Origin of the sequence: Bdellovibrio sp. HCB-162 (assembly GCF_047344985.1) — a bacterium.
In the GTDB taxonomy this organism is placed as follows: domain Bacteria; phylum Bdellovibrionota; class Bdellovibrionia; order Bdellovibrionales; family Bdellovibrionaceae; genus Bdellovibrio.
The window spans coordinates 3,122,660-3,143,174 of record NZ_CP178861.1; the positions used below are offsets into that span (position 1 = coordinate 3,122,660).

The 20,515-nt window shown below is 42.6% G+C and carries 13 protein-coding genes; 2 read left to right on the top strand and 11 right to left on the bottom strand.

The features are described 5' to 3' along the window. The first annotated feature begins 161 nt into the window (after positions 1–161). Positions 162–1,976, top strand: a complete 1,815-nt coding sequence (locus tag ACLSSO_RS15035; protein WP_413943299.1) for a hypothetical protein — start codon at positions 162–164, stop codon at positions 1,974–1,976. A gap of 5 nt (positions 1,977–1,981) precedes the next feature. Here the strand turns inward: ACLSSO_RS15035 and murC are convergent, their stop codons facing one another. From murC to mraY, 6 genes are all read right to left on the bottom strand, one after another. Next, entirely contained in the window at positions 1,982–3,343 is a 1,362-nt protein-coding gene (gene murC / locus ACLSSO_RS15040; protein ID WP_295898943.1) for a UDP-N-acetylmuramate--L-alanine ligase, read from the bottom strand. Next, positions 3,340–4,410, bottom strand: a complete 1,071-nt coding sequence (gene murG / locus ACLSSO_RS15045; protein WP_413943300.1) for an undecaprenyldiphospho-muramoylpentapeptide beta-N-acetylglucosaminyltransferase — start codon at positions 4,408–4,410, stop codon at positions 3,340–3,342. Before murG ends, murC begins: the two co-directional genes overlap by 4 nt. Next, on the bottom strand, positions 4,407–5,552 hold the full coding sequence (ftsW, locus tag ACLSSO_RS15050) for a putative lipid II flippase FtsW (protein ID WP_413943301.1): 1,146 nt from the start codon (positions 5,550–5,552) through the stop codon (positions 4,407–4,409). The genes murG and ftsW overlap by 4 nt, the downstream gene beginning before the upstream one ends. Before the next feature lie 69 nt (positions 5,553–5,621). Next, complete coding sequence (locus tag ACLSSO_RS15055) at positions 5,622–5,996, bottom strand: hypothetical protein (RefSeq protein ID WP_413943302.1); 375 nt, start codon at positions 5,994–5,996, stop codon at positions 5,622–5,624. Between the two features lie 58 nt (positions 5,997–6,054). After that, complete coding sequence (gene murD / locus ACLSSO_RS15060; RefSeq protein WP_295898957.1) at positions 6,055–7,443, bottom strand: UDP-N-acetylmuramoyl-L-alanine--D-glutamate ligase; 1,389 nt, start codon at positions 7,441–7,443, stop codon at positions 6,055–6,057. 3 nt (positions 7,444–7,446) lie between these two features. After that, complete coding sequence (gene mraY, locus ACLSSO_RS15065; RefSeq protein ID WP_295898961.1) at positions 7,447–8,523, bottom strand: phospho-N-acetylmuramoyl-pentapeptide-transferase; 1,077 nt, start codon at positions 8,521–8,523, stop codon at positions 7,447–7,449. Between the two features lie 199 nt (positions 8,524–8,722). Between mraY and ACLSSO_RS15070 the strand changes: the two genes are divergently transcribed. Then, positions 8,723–9,190 (top strand): HPP family protein, encoded by a 468-nt coding sequence (locus ACLSSO_RS15070; RefSeq protein ID WP_413943303.1) that lies wholly within the window; start codon positions 8,723–8,725, stop codon positions 9,188–9,190. Here the strand turns inward: ACLSSO_RS15070 and ACLSSO_RS15075 are convergent. The 5 genes from ACLSSO_RS15075 to ACLSSO_RS15095 form a co-directional block, all read right to left on the bottom strand. Further along, a complete protein-coding gene (locus ACLSSO_RS15075) occupies positions 9,187–9,765 on the bottom strand; it encodes a hypothetical protein (RefSeq protein WP_413943304.1) in 579 nt (192 codons plus the stop codon). The genes ACLSSO_RS15070 and ACLSSO_RS15075 overlap by 4 nt on opposite strands. 123 nt (positions 9,766–9,888) lie before the next feature. After that, positions 9,889–11,595 carry a hypothetical protein gene (locus ACLSSO_RS15080; protein ID WP_413943305.1) on the bottom strand — a complete coding sequence of 569 codons (1,707 nt, stop codon included), beginning with the start codon at positions 11,593–11,595 and terminating at the stop codon, positions 9,889–9,891. 28 nt (positions 11,596–11,623) lie between these two features. Beyond that, positions 11,624–13,687 carry an RCC1 domain-containing protein gene (locus tag ACLSSO_RS15085; RefSeq protein ID WP_413943306.1) on the bottom strand — a complete coding sequence of 688 codons (2,064 nt, stop codon included), beginning with the start codon at positions 13,685–13,687 and terminating at the stop codon, positions 11,624–11,626. Continuing rightward, positions 13,684–15,939, bottom strand: coding sequence for a PKD domain-containing protein (locus tag ACLSSO_RS15090; RefSeq protein ID WP_413943307.1), 2,256 nt, complete (start codon positions 15,937–15,939; stop codon positions 13,684–13,686). The genes ACLSSO_RS15085 and ACLSSO_RS15090 overlap by 4 nt, the downstream gene beginning before the upstream one ends. 688 nt (positions 15,940–16,627) lie before the next feature. Further along, positions 16,628–20,410, bottom strand: a complete 3,783-nt coding sequence (locus tag ACLSSO_RS15095) for an RHS repeat domain-containing protein (protein ID WP_413943308.1) — start codon at positions 20,408–20,410, stop codon at positions 16,628–16,630. Between the last annotated feature and the right edge of the window lie 105 nt (positions 20,411–20,515).

Sequence of the window (20,515 nt, forward strand, 5' to 3'; positions counted from 1 at the left end):
TTCTTTGTTTGTTATTCTAAAAAGCATTCAAAGATGAAGTCCAGACAAAGGCGTCTCAAAATGAGACTCACCTGCCTTTTTCGTCACGTGTTAAAAGAGTGGTCCCCCAGTTCCTCTCTGAAATTCGCTAGCGTGGACACGAACTTGCATTGAAGAGGACTATGATCAAACTCGTGGCTTCGATTTTAGGACTTCTCATCTTTACGGCTCTTTCCGCTGAAGCTGCTCCGAAGCGCATTTGCACCATGACCTTAAATTCAAGTGACGAAAAAGAAGTTCTTAAAAGCATGTATGGTGGCCCGGGTGTTGAGATCACAGAACTTGTTCCAGAGAACAAAGATCCTTCATGGCTTTCTCGTGCTTGCCAATCGGGAATTCAATGTGATGTCCTGCTTGTTTCAGGTCATTTTGGCGGTGTGTTTTTCGGTGAAGGTGTTAGCACTACGCTGGATTTAAAAGAAATTGAAAAATTAAGCTGCGAGAATGCCTGTCCTGGAATTTTAAATCATCCCAAAGATGTTTTTCTTATGGGTTGCAACACTCTTTCAACTAAAGCTCCAGACCAAAGATCTATCGAGGAATATGTTGAGGTTCTTATCCACAATGGTTTCCCCCGCGATCTTGCAGAGCGTGTGGCTTTTGCTCGTTACTCTGAATATGGGATGAGCATCAGCCAGATTTTTTCTTCGGCCTTTCAAGGTGTAGAAAGACTGCATGGCTTTTCCAGCACAGGTCCTTTAGGAAAAGTGGCCGCTCCCCTGCTACGCCAATCCCTCAAAAACACAAGCAAAGATGCATTCTTTAGCAATGGTCCAGACACAAATCGGTTGAAGCAAGTTTTTGCGGGAACAAGTTACCGCATGGTTCAGCCTGCTAAAGATGTGGATGCCAACTATCGCGCTTTGACTTGTAAGACATATTCACAAAACCAAGATCAAAATAAAGAAGCGATTGTCTTTTTATCCAAGAAAACGAATTTAAAAAAATATTACGAGCCTCTTTTAGAAGCGACGAAAAATCCGTCCTTTCTTCGTCTGCTTCAAGACACTGTTGCCACGTCACTCGAGGCTCGGCAAAATTTCCAAAGCTTCTTCGAAGAAATCGGTGTTGCCAAATCTCTACCGCTTAAAATGAAATTTCAGTTTTTGGATTTACAGGCAAGCCTTGGGCTTATTCCCCAAGTCGTTAAACAAGAGCAGCAGGAAGGACTTCTTCGCCGAAGACTTTCTTCGGGTTTAAACTTTATCGTGACGGATCAATTTTGTGCGATGAAAGACCTTTTGGAGAACACCCAGCTTCAAGGTGCGTGGATTCGTTCTTCTGCCAATGGAAATCAATTTCTTCCCCGCCTGAGCCAATGTTTTGGAAGTTACGATCAAGATGTAGAAAACATCTTAAGAACGATGACCGCAAGTCAGGACTCTGCACTTCGTCGTGAAGCCATTCGTGCATTATCTTCGCGCATCAGTTGGGAGGATAAAGTCACGATCGCAAATATGTCAGCTTCATGGCCTCGTCGCGATCGCATCGATATGGCTTACACTTTAAAAATTCCCCTTTCTTCTGAAAGATTAAGCCCACGTGTGCAAACATGTTTGTATGAAGCAAAACAAAAATCCACGCCGGATGCCCGTGATGGCTACCGTTGGTATTGTCACAATGAATTTGAAACGGATATTGATTCACCACTCAAGTGCCATCAAATCGCCCGTGAATTTGAAACTCAAAGTGTCACAGGAATGGATTGGCAGTGCCTCACTCGATTTACAGGAGATATCCATTTAGGGGCTTGTCTTGAAGCGGCCGATAGAAATATCGACCCTGAAAACTCAGATGATGTACGCTGGTATTGCTGGAGTAAACTTGCAAATCAGAACCAGCTCAGTCGCTCCGAGTGTCTGGCTCTTGCTTCTTCGATGAAAATTCAAGGCAATAGATTTAAAGCCAACTGGAACTGTATGAACAGAATCCAGTAGGCTTTTTAAAGTTGATTTAAAACATCAAGGCCGAGTTTCCAGCCATCTCCAGCGCCAAGGGTGACAAACACGTCGCCCTCTTTGAGCAAACCCAAAACTTTTTGAGTCGCCTTTTCGTCACGCAAGAAATACTGTGCACGTTCATGCTTCATCTCTTGCGCGAGCTTTTCGCTACTCACTCCTGGAATTGGAGCTTCACCGGCCGCGTAAATATCTGTCAGCAAAACTTCATCAGCTTCTTTGAAAGCCGTCGTGAAATCATGCCAGCAGTGTTGAGTTCTGGAATAACGATGCGGTTGGAAGAAAACCACCAAACGTTGTTTTGGATATTTTTCTCTGAACGCTTGCAAAACCGCGCGCACTTCTGTCGGATGATGTCCGTAGTCGTCATAAATTTTGATACCGCGTTTTTCACCTTTAAAGTGGAAACGGCGATCAACACCCTCAAAGCGTTGCAAACCTTTAGCACATGTCGCAAATGGAATTCCCGCGGCAACTCCGGCACAAATGGCAGCCACTGCATTCAAAGCATTGTGACGGCCTGGAACCTTTAGTTGGAATTCACCAACAAGATGTCTTGTGCCGAGCAAACGATCGCTGCGATACAAAGAATAATTTCCTTGTTCACCGCTAAGAACTAAATCGTTCTTTTCATCAAATCCGTAAAAAAGAATGCGCTTAGGGAAATTTTCAAAAATCTGGCGAATAATTGGGTCATCACCACAAGCAATCACTTTGCCATAGAATGGAACTTTCAAAGCAAAGTCGTAGAAATTCTTTTGCAAGTTCTCAAAAGTTTTAAAGTGATCCAAGTGATCGGAATCCACGTTCGTGATGATCGCGATTTCCGGAGAAAGTTTATGGAAACTTCCGTCAGACTCGTCGGCTTCAGCAACGAGCCATTCTCCGGAACCCAACATCGCTGTGGATTTAATAAGTTCAAAACGACCGCCGACAACGATTGTGGGACTTAAACCCGCTTCCAAGAAAATCGCTGACGTCATAGATGTCGTCGTTGTTTTTCCGTGAGTTCCCGCAACGGCAATACCGCGTTTAATGCGCATGATTTCGGCCAGTGCTTCTGCACGGGGAATCAAAGGAATTTGTCTTGCGCGAGCCTCAGAGATCTCCGGATTTCCATATTGAATGGCACTTGAATAAACGACAACGTCTGCATCACCCACGTTAGAAGAGGCGTGACCTTTGAAAACTTTAACGCCCAACTCTTTCAGTCGCTCTGTGTTTGCATTTTCAGAGATGTCACTGCCAGAAACTTTTGCGCCGATATTGTGGAGCAGTTCTGCAAGACCACACATACCGATACCGCCGATGCCTACGAAATGAAATTTGGCGTGTTGTAATTTCATTGCAATATTTCCTTTGCGATTGTTGTCGCCGCTTGAGGAATATAAAAAGACTTTATATTTTTGACCATCTGCTCACGCAATTCTTTATCATTGCGCAACGATTGGATCTCAGAGATCAACCTAGCCGGAGTTAAATCTTTCTGCAAGATCATGCGCCCTGCATTTTTCGCAACCAAACTCTCCGCATTCTTTTGCTGATGATTGTCAGCTGCCGGAAGAGGAATGATAATCGGAATGATCCCAAAAGCGGCAGCCTCCGCAATAGAACTAGCCCCGCCCCGACTCACGATGATATCCGCCCATTTATAGTATTTTGGCATGTCGTAAATGAATTCATGAGGCTCTACTTGGCAAGGTGCGCCCTGATATTTAGCAGTCACCGTATCGTAATCCCATTTGCCTAACTGATGAACGACAGAAAGGTCCTTGACCCAGTCGCCACCTGACATAACAGCTTCATTGAGACAATAATTGATGACGCGAGACCCTTGGCTTCCGCCAAAAGACAAAAGATGAAATTTCTCATCTTTATGGGACTCATGAACCGCGTTTTCAATTTCTTCGCGCACAGGCATTCCGACCTGAGTCACCTGATCGTTTTTAAGATATTTTTTAGCTTCTGCAAAAACCACAAAACACTTATCAACAAAGCGAGCTAAAAGACGGTTTGCCATTCCGGGCATCGCGTTGGGCTCCCAAATCGCTGTGTTAAAACCGATCGTGCTGGCAGCCAACACAAAAGGTCCCGAGGCATAACCTCCCACACCAATTACGTAAAGTGGCTTCAGTTGTCCTAACAAACGTACTGATTGCCAAAGGCCCACAGGAATTTTTAAAAGAGTTTTGATTCTCTCAATGGGACTTTTGACATTTAATTTTCCGGATTCAATCAAGTGCAGAGGAAAACCTTCACGAGGAATGATCTTCGTTTCAAGGCCCATCGCCGTTCCAACGAAATGAACCTCGACTGTAGGATCTATTTTCTGAATCGCACGGGCAATCGCAATGCCCGGATAAATGTGTCCGCCGGTGCCTCCACCTGCGATCACAATTGTTCTTTTAATCATGAATTCTTCACTTTCGATGTTGTCCAACGCGAGCCGAAGCGGCGGGAAAACTTATCTTCCTCAAATGAATTTTCAATATTGAGGATCAAACCAAACATAAAACAAAGTGAAACCAAAGAACTTCCGCCGTAACTCAAGAAAGGCAGTGTTAAACCTTTTGTTGGCAGAAGTCCCATCACCACCCCTGCATTGATAAAGACACTCAGACCAAAAGTCACTGACAAACCCAAAGCCATTGCTTTTTTAAAAGGCTCCTCAGCTTTTACGGCGATTTGAATTCCACGGAAAACAACAAAACCATAAAGAGCCAGGAGCATCACAAAACCGATGAAACCCATCTCTTCACCAAATACTGCCAAGGTAAAATCTGTGTGTGCCTCTGGAAGGAAGAACAACTTTCCTTGGCCTTGTCCTAAGCCCACACCTGTCAGTCCACCCGAATGAAAACTCAACATACTTTGAATCACTTGAAAGCCTTTTTGTGCAGGGTCAGACCAAGGATCCAAGAATGCAAGAACACGTGCGCGACGGTAAGGAACCGTCATGACCAGGAAGTAAAATGCAGGAATTAAAACACCCAGCGCCGCAATGATGTATTTCCACTGAAGACCAAATGCAAAAAGCAAAGTCACGCCGACCATAAGAATGATCGCAAAAGTTCCGAAGTCAGGTTGTTTGAGCAAAAGCCCGAGCGGAGCCACCATCGCAATAAGCAGCCAATACCATTTCAATTTTGAGAGAAGATTTTCTCTTCGCACCAAGAGGCTTGCGAACCACACACTGAAAGAAATTTTCAGAAGCTCACCAGGTTCAAAACGAATTCCCAAAGGAAGTTGAATCCAGCGCAATGCTCCTCCGACTCGCACACCTAAACCAGGAACATATGTCGCAAGCACACCTAGCGTTGCCACGAACCACAAAGCCCATCCGTATTTTTCAATATAACGAAACGGGATGTGAATCGTTCCGATCAGAACCGCAAACGCCGCTAATGCAAAAATCAATTGTCGCTTAAAAAAGAAAAGTCCATCACCGTAGGACTCAATCGCGAAAATAAAACTGGAAGAGTAAACTTGAACGAGGCCGATCCCTAAAAGAGTGATGATGGCTAAAAACAAGCTGCTAGACAAATATCTCAACATAGTAGGACTCCCGAACTTTAGTATATTCAGAAGTCCTTTTTATCGTCCAATGCTACTGACAAGACTGGACTATTCGGAAACCACTTCTGCGTCAGCGTCTTGAGTCGACTCAGACTTGTTTGTTGGTGTTACTGGCTTTCTCGGAGCGACAGCGGCTGATCTGCGATTCGCTGTTGAGCAGCAGAAAATCACGCCTGTCTGATCCGAGGAGTTTTTGTAGTTTGTGATTGAAAAGTTTTTGTTGGAATCACAACGACGCGCCATTTGCATGCTCAGCTCAACATCCAAATCCGGAAAAAGATCGCCGCTGATAAACTCACAGAACATGCCTGTGCTAGAAGCCATTTTTTCACGTTGTTCTTGGCGCGCTTTAAACGTGCTTGAAGCACATCCAGAAAGCAAAAGAACGGAAGATGTTAAAAGAATAAAAAGACGCTGAGACACGGGAGGCCCTCCTGGCATTTAAAAAAGGCCGCCCATCTTGGGCGGCCGCATATCGAGATCAATGAAACTTTCTCACGATTTCTTTAAAATAATCGCCGCGTTCTTCGAAACTGTCAAACATGTCAAAAGACGAACAACCTGGAGACAACAAGACAGTGTCACCGATTCTCGACTTTTGGTAAGCGATAAGAACTGCTTCTTCGAAAGTTCCGATCAAGAACGTTTCAGAGAAATCACCAAGGTCGCGGTTGATTCTCTCTTTGGCTTCCCCGACCAAGATCAAGGTTTTGACCTTTCTCTTCACGGCGTTGCGAAGAGGTTCATAGTTCAAGTTCGTGTCTTTACCACCCGCGATCAAAATCACGTTTTCATCGAAAGTGTCCAAAGCGCGAAGAACCGCGTGCACGTTTGTCGCTTTAGAATCGTTGTAGAACAAAACTCCGCCGACTTTGCGCACGTACTCAATGCGATGAGGAAGACCTGTGAAAGTGTCGATCACTTTTTGAACCGCTTCACGAGTCGCACCATGTTCGCGAGACGCCAAGATCGCTGCCATCACGTTCTCAACAGAGTGCTTACCGCGCATTTTCATGTTCTTGATTGTGAAGCTTTCAATCTCGGGACCCGTGCGCACGCGGATTTCGTCTCCGATATTCACGGCACCACCAATGTTCATGATTTGTGGTTCCAAAGCTGGTTTACGAGAGAAGTAGAAAATACGTCCACGTTGAACCGCTGGATCACGCGCCAATTCAACAACCGCGTTGTCATCAGCATTCAAGATGCTTGTTGTCGCTTGATTTGTGTTTTTGAAGATACGTCTTTTTGCATTCACGTATTCTTCCATTGAGCGATAACGATCCAAGTGATTTTCTGCCAAGTTCGTGAACACGATGTTCATTGGGTTGAACGTATCGCAATGCTCAAGCATGAAGCTTGAAACTTCCGCGATCACCACCTGCGCTTTTTCATCTGAACGCAAGTAATCAACCAATGGCTTTTCATTCGCGCCGCCAACCCAGGTTTTAATTCCTGACTCTTTAAGAATCGCCTCTGTGATTTTCGCCACAGTTGTTTTACCGTTTGTTCCCGTAAGACCAATGATCGGTTCTTTAATAAATCCCGCAGAGAATTCAAACTCTCCCGTGATCTTGATTCCTTGAGAACGAGCGTAATCAAAGATTTTCAAATTGCTTGGAACACCTGGAGACAAAATCACCAAGTCTTGAGCAATGAAAGTTTTTGGACTGTGACCACCCAATTCAAACTTGATTGGCAAATCACCCAATTGCTCCAACTGAGTTGAAAGCTCTGGTTTGGATTTATGATCCGTCACCGTGACTTGTGCGCCATGCTTAGTAAGAAAGTGCGCCAAAGACGCGCCTGTTTTACCAAGGCCGACAACAAGAATTCTTTTATCTTTTAATTCACTAAACTCTTTATACATTTGTTACCTCAACTTCAGAGTCGCAAGACTTAATACAGCTAATAAAATAGAAATAATCCAGAAACGCACGATGATCTTTGTCTCTGTGAGACCGCCCAATTCAAAGTGGTGATGAATCGGTGCCATTTTAAAGACCCTTTTGCCTGTCATCTTAAATGAAATCACTTGCGTAATAACGGACAATGCTTCCACCACGAAAACACCACCTAAGACAACCATCAAAAGTTCATTTTGAGTGATCACAGCCATTGTTCCCAAGAATCCACCCAATGAAAGTGAACCCACGTCACCCATGAATACTTGCGCCGGATACGCATTGAACCACAAGAAGCCCATGCCTGCTGCAACAATTGTCGCTGCGACAGGAGTCAACTCCCCTGCTCCGACCACGTGAGGAATTTGCAAGTAAGACGCAATCGAGTAGTGACCCGTCACATAAGCAAAAAGTCCCAATGTCGCAGCAGAGATCATCACGGGCACAATCGCAAGACCATCTAAGCCGTCAGTCAAATTCACAGCGTTGGCAGTTCCGACAACAACAAGAGCTCCAAACAGAATATAGAAATAACCGATATCCAAAGACACCGACTTCACAAATGGAATTGTCACCGCCGTGCTAAGACCATGAAAGTGAACAAGGTAGGCGATCACGGCTCCACTGATAAGAAATTCTCCAGCCAAACGGATTTTCCCGGAAAGACCTTTTGAATTTTTCTTACTTACTTTGAGCCAGTCGTCCATGTAACCGATCAAACCAAAACCCCAAGTGATGATGAGCACCGCCCACACCAAAGGATTCATCATATCCACCCACAACAAACATGGGATCAAAGTGGAAAGAAGAATCAGACCTCCACCCATTGTTGGAGTTCCGGCTTTTTTCTTATGAGTTTGAGGGCCGTCATCACGAATACTTTGACCAAAGTGTTTCATCTGTAAGCGTTTAATGAAGTGAGGACCCCACATCCAGCACAACAAAAACGCTGTGAAAAATGAGATGAAAGTACGAACGGTGATGTACCGAAAAACGTTCAGTGGCGAAAACTGATCCGCCATCGAATAAAGCCATTGATAAAGCATGCTGCGATGATCCCCTGTTGTGACCTATAAATTTAAATTTGCTAGGAACTTAAAGGGTTTAGCACATCTGCTTTTGCAAATGCAAGGAAAAGTTAATAAGTTATTGATTTCATTAGACATTCTCGTGACTCGTGAGAGATGACATAGGTCATGTTCAGCCTCTCGCAAAGTGGTAGAATAACAGTGAAAAGGAGGCTTCATGAAAATGGCTCTTAAAGATCATATGACTCGTAAAATTGTGACTGTCAGTCAAGATGCGACGGCTGCTGAGGCTTATCGTTTGATGACGAACTATTGGATTCGCCACTTGCCCGTGATGGACACCGAAGAAGAGTACATCGTCGGAATGCTTTCAGACAGAGACTTGCTGCGAACACCTTCGCCTGCAACGCAGGTTCGGCAGTTGATGAGTTCTCCGATAAAAACTTTTAGCATTGAGACGCCACTTCGCGATGTTGTCGATGCGATGATTGAAGAAAAGGTTTCAGCCTTTTTAATCACGAAGGACGAGGAAGTCGTTGGGATTGTCACGTCGGAAGATTTGTTAGTTCTGTTAGATCAAATTTTAAAACGTGACGATGAAACGATGACTTGGAGTCTGAGCGAGATTTTCACCAATCCAGCCTTGCAACGAGCCGCCTACTTAGTTGGCCAAGCCGGAATTTAGTAGCCTACTCCGACAGAGACGGTGTTTTGATAGTCATTCTTCGACATATCACCGCCGTCTCTGAAAATCACAGTCGAGCTGACATTTACAGAGATCGGTCCGAGTTTCACACCAAGAGATGCACCCGCATAAGGATTGTATTTAATGGGTTCTTCTTTGGTGGTTTCAACTCCGCCTGAAGTTTCTTTGCGGATTTCTTTTGTCGCTTGTCCACCTAAGCGTCCCGTCGCGAAGAAAAAATTATTAAATCGATACGTTGAACGCACACCAAGTTTTAATTTTTCATCTTCCGTTCTGATTTTTTCTGGCGCTGTTGAGAAGTCTTCTGTGTCAGAAGCTTTTGTGTATTCAAGTTCTCCTGAAATCAAATCCGTTCCCGCTGTGAGACGCGCACCATACATCAAACGAGTGTTAAGATGCGGAGACGGATAATCACGATAGACAGTCTCATAACCATAAAGCGGCTCAAGCTGATAGCCCGCCCCTTTAAAAAGAGTGAATGACGCTGCGGAGGAAATATTTCCGGAAATCAAACCTAAACCTACAACGAACCACTTTGCGTTTTTCAACTGCACACGCGCCTCCTACGAACTAAATATATTGTTATTTTACATGGAGGAGTTCTGTACGCCTAATATTATGGCCTAAAACCAACTAAGGTATGGCTGGAAGAAAAAAGGCGCCTTGCGACGCCCTTTTTACATACTCAAATATACGGTCACACTACAGGGAATGAAAGAGGTGTCTCCATAAACAGAGTGATCAAAAAAATACCAATCAGGGTCCATATAATCGTCCGTCGAAATATATACTGTCTGAGGTACATTCCAATCATATGTCGTAAATGTTAGAGCCGTACCACCCCCTGGCCATCCACCGTTTAAGACGAAGTGCGTTCCATTCCAACCAGTACCAATGCTAATTACTGTGTCTTCCGAAGGTTGATGGGATAAGACAACCTGGTAGCTTGCAGTTTCGTACGAATACATACTTACAAAGCCCGGGGCACAGATAACATTTTTCTGTACGATTGGATCAGTAATTTTCAATGCAACATTTGGTACAGATACATTATCGTACCCACCGCCTGAAACCATATGCGTAATAGTCGTGTAGCGCTCACCATCTACAACACTATTATCAGGTACTTCTACATATACATTCTGAGGTGTCGTCCAATTTTGCGTAGTGAATGTTAGAGTTAATGGGGCTCGCTTAGGCTTGCGCTTCAATACCGGATCTGCTGACAAAACCACATCACTTAAAGCGGAGCTGACAACGACAGTTACGTCTCCAGTCGGCTCATTATTTAACTTGATAGAGTATGATTTTGGTGTAGCCACTCCTTCTTCGACCTCAAGATTTGTTACACTAATGCTGACCGGAGGTGGATTTACTACAGTCAAAGTAAGACTCTTAGTTTCAACAAGAGTTTTTAATTGATCTAAGACTCCATAGAAACTATCCAGAATCATAACGAGATCTGCGATCTCTTTTTCATAATAAAGAATAAGCCTTGAATTGAGAGTGCTGTTCTTAAGAATTTCAGTTTGTACTTTACGGTTTCCACCTTTGACAATCGCATCCCTTATTGAAGAGGCTGAGGCCTTATCACGAGTATACAGTGTTGCCACATATGCGTGCGAACCTGCACCTAATTGCGCTGAATTGATTTCGGATTGATACAGCCACTCCGACACTTTAACAGGCCATACACTTGTTCCTCCAAGTGTGGCAGAAATTTCTGCTTCAAGTCCACTACCACCTAAATTTCCTTCATCAATGGCAACTGAAAGCGTTCCTTGCTCTCCAGAAACAAATGTATCGTTGGTCATGTTCGTCGATAAGGTCAACGCGTTTGTAGTTCTATGAAGACGCTTGTATTGTGAAACGACCTGAAAACTGATGCTTTTAGCCTCAATGAGCGTTCTACCTTGAGAAAGCTGCGTTTTTAAATTTACTTTTCGATCATTCAGATTTTGAAGGGCCGTTGTCAAATCAGATATTTTATTAGGATCTGTTTCCGAACTTAGAAGTCTAGATACCTTTTGAATATCAACCTCAGCCATTAATAAATCAGCTTCAATTTGCTTCGCCAGCGACTTGCTTTGCTTATAGGTTTTTACTTCCCATGAGTATGTACCCAGCGCCAATGGCACAGTCACAGAGGCCGCTTCCGTATCAGAAATACGAGTCAGCTTGAGTTGATTTGTATTAAGGCTGCCTAGCATAAAATATTCTTCATCAGCGTTTTGAGGCGACGAGTTCAAAGAAGCCAAAAGAACCGCACGTTCTCCTTCAACAAACTGACTCTTGTTCATTCTCAAAGTAGACAAGCTTTGTCCATATGCCAGCGAAAAAGAAACTAATGAGAATAAGACAGATAATATATTTTTAAATTTCATAAGTAAGTCCTTCATTCAAGATGAGTAATCACTCTGGGTTAGTTACAGAAACGGGAGTCAATGCATGCGATCCAACTCCCGAACCGTTACCGAGATTACCGCCGTAATTAGATCCCCAACACTTCAAGTTACCAGCTTGAATGCCACAGCCAAAGAAGAGGCCTCCGGAAATACCATTCACGTTTGACGTCATGCCGGAAACCTGAACTGGATACCATTGCAAGGATGTTTGACCATCGCCAAGTGCGCCGTTGGTTCCTTTGCCCCAGCACTTCGCCGCCGAGTTAACAATGGCGCAAACGCCTCCAGATCCAACCTCGACTTCAGTTACACCACTGGTAAAGCTTTCGATTTCAGTCGGAACAACTCGTCCCATCAATGAGCCATTGCCCATTTGGCCTTCTAAACCGGAACCCCAACAATACAGCCTCTCATTAGAAATTGCACAAGCCACCTCAAAACCTGTTGAGATTTTTGTAGCGCCAGTAAGATTGAGAACTAAACCCGGTGTATTCGTGGTATTTGTCACGCCATTCCCAAGTTGACCGCTGTACCCTCGGCCCCAGCAATAAACATCTTGATCTGTGTTTATGGCGCAGGTGAATTCTCTGCCCGCTGCTACGTCAATAGCATTATCAAAGACCTTCGTAGGAAGTGATACAGCCGAATTCCCACCGTTACCAATTTGCCCCATGGATCCTGAACCCCAACAGTAAACGCTATTATTAACAAGGGCGCAGGTATGAGATTCTCCGGCCGATACCTTTTTAACTCCAAATGGAAGAGAACTCACTTGGACAGGGTAAGAATAGTTCCATGTCGTGCCATCACCAAGTTGTCCGCTTGAATTTAATCCCCAACAGTAAACGAATCCCAATCGTATTGCACAGGCATGATTTCCGCCTGAAGAAATACTCTCAACTTCGGTTGGTAAAAATGCTACTGGTGTTGGAACCAAGCGATTAGATGTATCAAGAGTACCAAGCTCACCGTACGTGTTTACACCCCAGCAGTACGCTCCACTTTTCCAAATTCCACAGGTATACTTTTCTCCAGCCGACACCTGCTTAAATGTTGCTGGCGCATCTTCAATGGTAATCGTTTGATACTTCTCATCTGCAGTCGTCTCCATCAATATATGCACATCATTAAACGCTACTGTGATCAGAACAATATCATCAATCTCTCTTTGGTAATACGACGCCAAACCTGAACTTAAAGAGCTATCTCGTAAAATCTCGAGCTCTTGCTTACGAATACCTGCCATAGTTATTGCACTTAGAAGAGAATCTGAATCCCTTTTGTTTCGAACATTAAGAGTAACAAAGACAGTATGATTACCGACCGTGCTGTCGTACTCTTGAAGGTCCAACTTGTATGTAAATTCATCGACTTGAGTAACAGATCTTCCGTATCCATCGAATGAAGCAACAAATCTATTCTTCATCACCCCTCCGGTTCCAGGAGTTATTTTGAATAAGATGTCTCCAGGTTCGCCGTACTGCAGTAGGCCATTCGGTCTACTCGTCGTGATTGAAAATGTAGGCAATGCGGCTTTTATGTTTTTTGAGCTTTCATATACAGATACTTGCAATTCTTTAGTCTCTACCAAGATTCTGTTATTTCTTAATTGTGTTTGAAGACTGTTCTTACTTTGCTCATTTTCTGCAATTGCATCGCTCAATAAAGTTTTCTTATCAGAATCTGTTTCGGCATCATATTGCACTCTTAATGTCGCTATTTCTTTTTCGAGATTAAGAATACTGATTTCGATATCCCTCGCCAGCCCCTTGTTTTGCAAGAAAGCCTTAACCTGCCAAGTGAAGTATCCTGATTGCACCATTGCTGGCGTGACCCCGGCAGATTCATTATCTGTAAATTTAATAAGGCGCATGTTCGCACCATCCCATTTACTTTCAATATAAATCTCAGAATCCGGATCTAAAGGTGCCGTGCGAACAGAAGCCATAACCACTATTCGCTCACCAACTTCGTAGGAGCTCTTGTTAGTTTTTAGATCGAGAAACTGAGGCGTCTGACCCCATGAATTGATTCCAAAAAAGAGGCCCAACGCTAGAATTATCTGTCTCACGGCTGAACCTCCTGCACCGTTAGATTGCATGTGTATTCGAACGGCGTTAGATATCCTTTCATTTTCACTTGCACTTTACCCTGATAAGTTCCTGCTGCTGGATTCGAAAATGTCGATCGAATTTCCGCACCGGTTGAAATGATATAATCGATATCACCGACAATCATTGAACCAGGCCAGCTCGAAAGATCTATTTCAAATTCTCCATTCGCATCATCCGATAAAGTGATATTTGAGATTTGTGAGAATCCGGAAATTACTCCTAGAAAGTCTTGTGGAATACGCAAGTACTTTGCAGGTATAGAGCTTCCAACTTCGACAGTGCCGAAATCAACCAAGACATTCTGATTTGTTGGCACAGGAAGTCTGTATGTTTTCAACAAAAGCACTTTAGGAGTGGTTCCCGTCTCCATTTCCCAATTCAAAAGTGCCATAGCAGTATCGTCAGCCTCAAATGTTCCCGGGCTCACAACGAGATCAAGCGGAACCTGTCCTCCAGCAGGAATCGTCAAACCACCAGAAGGGAAATTTACAGAAAAAATATTGGTGCTGCCATTCAGATGAACGAGTGTTGGCGCATTCGTAAGCGTAACTTCCGTTGTAGTTTCATTCTTTACATAAATCTGGGTAATAGTAGGTTCATCATATGTTCCGAAAAGAGGAACGAATGAACTCAAAGATAAAATTTCTAAATCACGTTCTCCACTCCACTGTGTGGCGGAAAAACTTCCCCACAACGAAAACCTTTCTTCTGCAGCTGGCGCTACTTCTATATGAATCATTTTCGAGAAGCCACCTGGCGTCTGGAGAACAAAAGGAATATTTTGTGTTACGATGGATGAGCCTACATTCACGGTAGAAAAATGGAAGTTCAGGCAACTTTTCTTCGCGATGACTCCCCGGTGAAAACCAGAGATTAAAACGATTTTTCCAGTATTAAGAAGTTGATACCGCACTTCTTGTTGAAGATTGTTACACGCTTGGAAGGCGCCCACATAAACACCATCCTTTGATGCCACACCGAAAATTTGTGACGGACTTATGGTCACGGGATCCTTAGGTCCTACAGTGATAACGGTTAGTGACGGTGTACTTTGCTTAATTCCATTTGAAACAACTAATGAGATCACATAGTTCCCAGGAGTCGTCGCTATAAATGAGGGGTTTACGATTTGTGTATCATCAATAATTCCATCATTCGCGCCCGCAGTATCCGGTTTTGAAACTACACTCCAGGAATATGTAAGCGAAGATTGATCTGCGCTGTAGGACGCACTGCCATCTAATGTAACAGCTACATCGGAATCAGTTCGTTGCGGTACGCCAGCAAACGCAACGGGGTAAATGGGATGAGATGACCCTCCACCACTACCATCAACTCCAAAAAAAGCATTCTTGAGCGTCGATGTTACATTAGAACCGTTTACTAAACTTTCAATAACGATATCTTGCATTCCCATTGTCATTGCAGGAGTCACAAATTCAATCGTATTGTTCCATACAGTATATGAACCACTCGGAACTTCAACACTACCGAACCAAACCCTCGAGATTGAGTTCAGGTTTGAACCTTGAACGACCAAACTCGTCCCGCCATTTACGCTGCCATAAGAAGGATTACAGGATGACAAGCGCGGTGTTGAGGGCAATGGGTCATCTGCGCCAATGACAACCGAATGATTCCTACTTGCAACGGCTCGCTTCGTTGATTCAAGGCTGCTTTCTAAATCTTGTTTCACAATGAGCTTCTGGTCTAACAATGACTGAAGATGCGCTTTTTTAGCTAAATCAGCTTCTCGAAGAATCTGACGATTGAGATCTTCTATTTCCGCGATTGTTTTTACAAGATCACTTCTAAGAGCTTCCGACTGAGACCTATTTTCAATAAAGAGCTGAATTTCTAAATTCAATTTTCCTTCAGCAGAAACTAAATACGGTTCAGACATCCATAAACGACCTCCCCGATGAATTACCTTTAAAGGATTGCCCTCTAACTGTGCCGTCACAACTGAATTGACTTCTAAATTGCTTTCAAAGTCTGTAGAAAGCTCGATAAAAAAAGTAACCTTATCTCCTATTGACGGATATGCTGGCGACATTCGTATCTGAGAGATTGAATACTGTTCTTGAGATTGAATAATTCTTTTGAATAAATTTGTCTGAGAAATGAGTCGCTTATTAATTTTTATTTCTCCGACAGCTGGGAAACTTAATCCCAGCAGGCACACTAGAACTCCAATGATCTTCGCCACGCTTCCTCCAAATCAACTTTTATTTGTTTTATAGATTCGTAACTGCAGAGGAATTGGTCAACTAAATTATATTTATAATTTCAAAACTGGTTTAAAACGGAAACTATCAAAAATTAGATTATATCGAAAAACGATCTACCGTTCAGATAAGTCCTCTCGCGATAAATTATATTTCCAACGCTTGCCATCAATTCGCTTCATACCACGAATTATAAACGATTAGATGCAGTGGCATATTAAGTCCACTGTGTTTTTGATTTTTCTGAAATTGCATTACTTCTTGCTCCTCAGTAGTCGGAATTTCTGTGGGGATTTTTTGTCCGAGAACGCCCTTCAGTCAGCCTTTTTACTCTTCTTAAGTTAAAAAAACAGACAACTGAAGTAACAAAGAGCAGCCACAAATCCCAATGAGCCCATAACGGAGGCACTTATTATTTCGATTTGAAAAAGCAAATATTAGCGAGATTATAAACACCCCCAAAAACACCAAAAGTGTTTCATTGCGAAGGTCCTCAAAAAATATTTTCATACCCATCCGAGATGACTCAGAAATACTTTCCCTCAAAGCCATTTCTCTAATGGGTCTGTAGTGGGTAAGTCCGTTTCGAATACTCCATGTATAAAAATGAAGAAGTCCAAATATCAGCAATATTACGACGTCAAACCCGTATGCTCTTAATTTTTTCATTTACCTACCATCTATGTAGTTTAATTTATCCATAATGGCTCTGTCATAAATTTTATCATGGCGAGCCTCACTGAGTATATTCCTAATATTGAGCCTTCGCATATCCTGCGCGTGTCGCAGTTCATGCGAAGCAAGTTCTACATAACGTCCAACACGCTCTGCTGAGCCTTCACAAGTCCCGGCGTCTAATTTATTAAAATCCAAAAATATTGTTCCTGGTGAGAGGGTTATTCCACCTATATCGAATGGCAAACTAATATTATGGAATGTCGGGTTTAAACCGAAGAACAGTTCGGGTCTTTGTGTTGCGAGGTATCCCAAAGCTTGATCGAGATCTTCCTGAGTTAATCCTGTTGGATCAATGAAGTTCACCGGGTCGTTCGCAGCGTAACCAAATAAGTTTGTGTCACCACCATTAAAAAGAATCGGATCTTTTGAAGTCCATCTTCCCACTTCTGGATCATAATCTCTTGCGCCAAACTTCAAAAAATGAGTTTTTCGATTCGAAATCCCTCCCGCGAAAGAATATGGCTGCAATCCGATATTGGTGTCGCTGAGCACTTTTCCCCAAGAGTCATATTTTACTTCTTGTACGATCGTTCCGTCATCGACGCCAACCACTAGCCGAGGAGAACCTAAATGGTCTTTAATTATTCTATACGCTCTTGCTTTAAACAGCATATAGTCCGGACTGTTAGAATTTGTAGCATGGACAAATTCTTTAAAAGATCTTTTTTGTTCATCATATTGCGCAATAATTCTGCCATCTCCCGCATATATATTTCGCATTACACTGAGTCCGTCGAGGCTTTCTTCAACTCTTCTCCCCAAAGAATCTAATCGATATTGAATAATCTGTCCTGAAGACAGACGAACGGATTTCGCGTGACCATTCGGATCATACGCAATTTCAAGTGGTCTAAAAAATCCCTTTTGTACAGATCTGAGACTGCCACTAGCATCGTGAGCATATACACTATCACCGTAAGTAACTACTCTATCCTGATCGTCATACGAAGCCACAAACGCTTTGCCATCCTCGACACCAGATATTCTGTTTCCATTTAAGTCATACACATAAGTCGCAATATTAATTCCATTAGAAAAAACCTTTTCTAAATTACCAGAAGAATCATAAGAATATTCAATAGATGTTGTTTTGTCTGGTGTCGACTCTGTCTTTCTAATTATTCGACCAGTGGGGTCTCTAAACAATGTGTATCCAAAAATTAAATTCGAAGTGGCACCAGATTTCAAATATGCAGCATAAGTTTCAAGATCGCCATATTGGTCATATGTTCTTACGTCCTGAATGTTACCAATTGTTGTGCCATACAGTCTTCCATCAGAATTGTACGTCAAACTCATTCTGCCAATTTTAGTGGGCCGACTATCCCTGTCATACGAGTAATTCACATAACTAGGTTCAGGAATAAAATCGGCCTGCAGAGTACGTTTTTTTACTCTAAAAGAGTTATCATACTCATACTTTAATTCAGTGCGATTATTAGGCCTGGTCGCATCTGTCTGTTTCTCCATTTCAATAAACTCTCCAAAATATGAATACTCTGACGCATACTGATCAAACGAAACGACCTTTTTAATTTTCGAAGAATTTTTTATATACGCGTACGTTTGTTTCGCATCACCGTATTTTGTCTCAGCTAAAAGTCCTTTCTCGTTGTAATTGAAGTTCAGTTGTCTTTTTTCAGGCTGCTGAAAAGCTATCAACTGTTTGTCCATATTATATGAATACTTAGTCTCACCGATTTGAATTCCAGGTAAAGGTGGAGGCGAATATTTTTCCAGAAGACCCCATACATTATATGCAAATAGGTGAATCGGTTTACCCGGAGGCTTGATCTCAATTAATTCTCCATCACCATCGTACGAAAATTCGATGTTTCGTCCACCCGGTCGGGACACAGAACGAACCCTGCCAGTCAAATCATAAGTATAAAGCGTCTCTTCGTTTCTTGCATTTTTTGTTTTCTCCAAATCCCCCACGGAGTTGTAAAAAAGCTCAACCAAGTTTCTACTTCCTTGTGTAACTTTTTTTATTCGGCCATAAGAATCATACTGAAAATTTACCGGAAGATAGCTGCCAGTTTTGACCTCTAACGGGCGTTCATATTGATCTATTTTATATTTTCCAATAACCCCTTCTGCCGTGGTAACAGTAGTTGTCATAGTTGATTTATTAAAAACAAATGTGGATACAGTTACAGCATTCACTATATCCTCACGGGTTATCGTAGAATATGAAAAAGGTCCCGCACCCAAACCACCGATAGTTTGGAAGAACATAGAACTTTTAGTTATTCCTTGAACAGTTTCACTTTGATAATTCTTTCTAGAAAGCAATGAGCCAAATCTTTCATCGTCAGTTGTAAATATCGTCGTTTTTCCGCTGGCTGTTTGAACAGTTGAAGCTTTATTCGCTCCCTCAGTATACGTTATTATTTCTCCCGTAGGATTTCTCTCTGTGCGTGTGTACAAATCGGTCGAATTACTTTTTGATGTATTATATTTCCATTGTCGGCCTAAAGAAGATGTTTTCCTAATGTATAAAGCACCATCAGTGGAATCACCGTTACCAATTAAATCAAAATTCCAACCCGATCCCGCATTTGAAGTTTTCTTAAGACGCCCACGAGAATCAAAAGTAATACTTGATTGTCGACCAGACGGCTTCTTAAACGTTTTTATTAACTGGCTATTCGGCTGATATTCAATTAAATAAGATTCCGCACTGGGATTTGTGATTCGATTTATAATTCCTTGGCCATTTACTCCTATCAAAGTATTTTTCCCGAAGGGGCTAGAAATAGACTGAAGAACACCAGACGAATTTCGGTTAAACAGTGTGACGTTCCCAAAGGCATCATCAATTCTATTTACCATTCCAAGAGTGTTATAATAGAACGTATACTTTGTATAACCTGTTAAACTACTAAGCGTACGTATGTGTCTGCCCGTCACACTGCTGAATATATAAACTTCGCCACCATCAACAACCATTATTTCCGACGGCGATACCGTCTGGTTAGGCTTTATAAAGGATCTGCCAGAACCATGATAAAGACGCCCTAAATTTAAGTCATAGTAATGAACTTGATCAATGCTCCATCCTTCGGGGTTAAACGATGGATTTCTGTCAATCGAAGTGTATGGCACTACATAATCTGGCGTGAGTTCACTAGAGTAGTTTAGACTAAAATCCGTCCCAGCTATCGGAACAGATTCACCAAAGGAAAGATTATCCACGCGAATAATAGACCCAGGATCGGTTCTGACACAGTCGCAAGGCTCTACATGTTCGGGATCAACAGGATTCTCTGGCTCATCAGGATCCTCAGAACCATTTCCACCGCCCTCCTGAAAACCATCTATATAATATGTAAACTTAGATGTCGCGAAAGGCGCCCCAACATAATATCCCTCAAAATAATATCGTAGCCCCTTGGAGCTAGGTCCGACTTTTCTAAAAATAATATAAGTTGTTTCACCGGGATCTACACTTCCAATATATCCAAAATATGTATAAGCACCATCGGGATCGGATGGCCAAATTTCGCTACCAGGAAAATGCATCCTGTTATTACCCACGTTTTTAATCAGACAGGTTGTACCCCAAGGATCTATCTGAAGATTGAGATAAAACTTACCTCCATTTGAAGTAGCCGTTGGACACGGAGGAACTAGAAGTTGCGCGTATGCAGAATCAAAAAAAAAGCCGATACAAAAAAGAACGATAAGCTTAATAAAAAAAAATTGTTTCATAAATAAAACGATAAGCAGAAAACATGATAATCAACAATATGTTTATATGACGCCGGACGGTCAACACTGTAAAAGAATAAACAATTTTTTGATTTTTCTAATTTG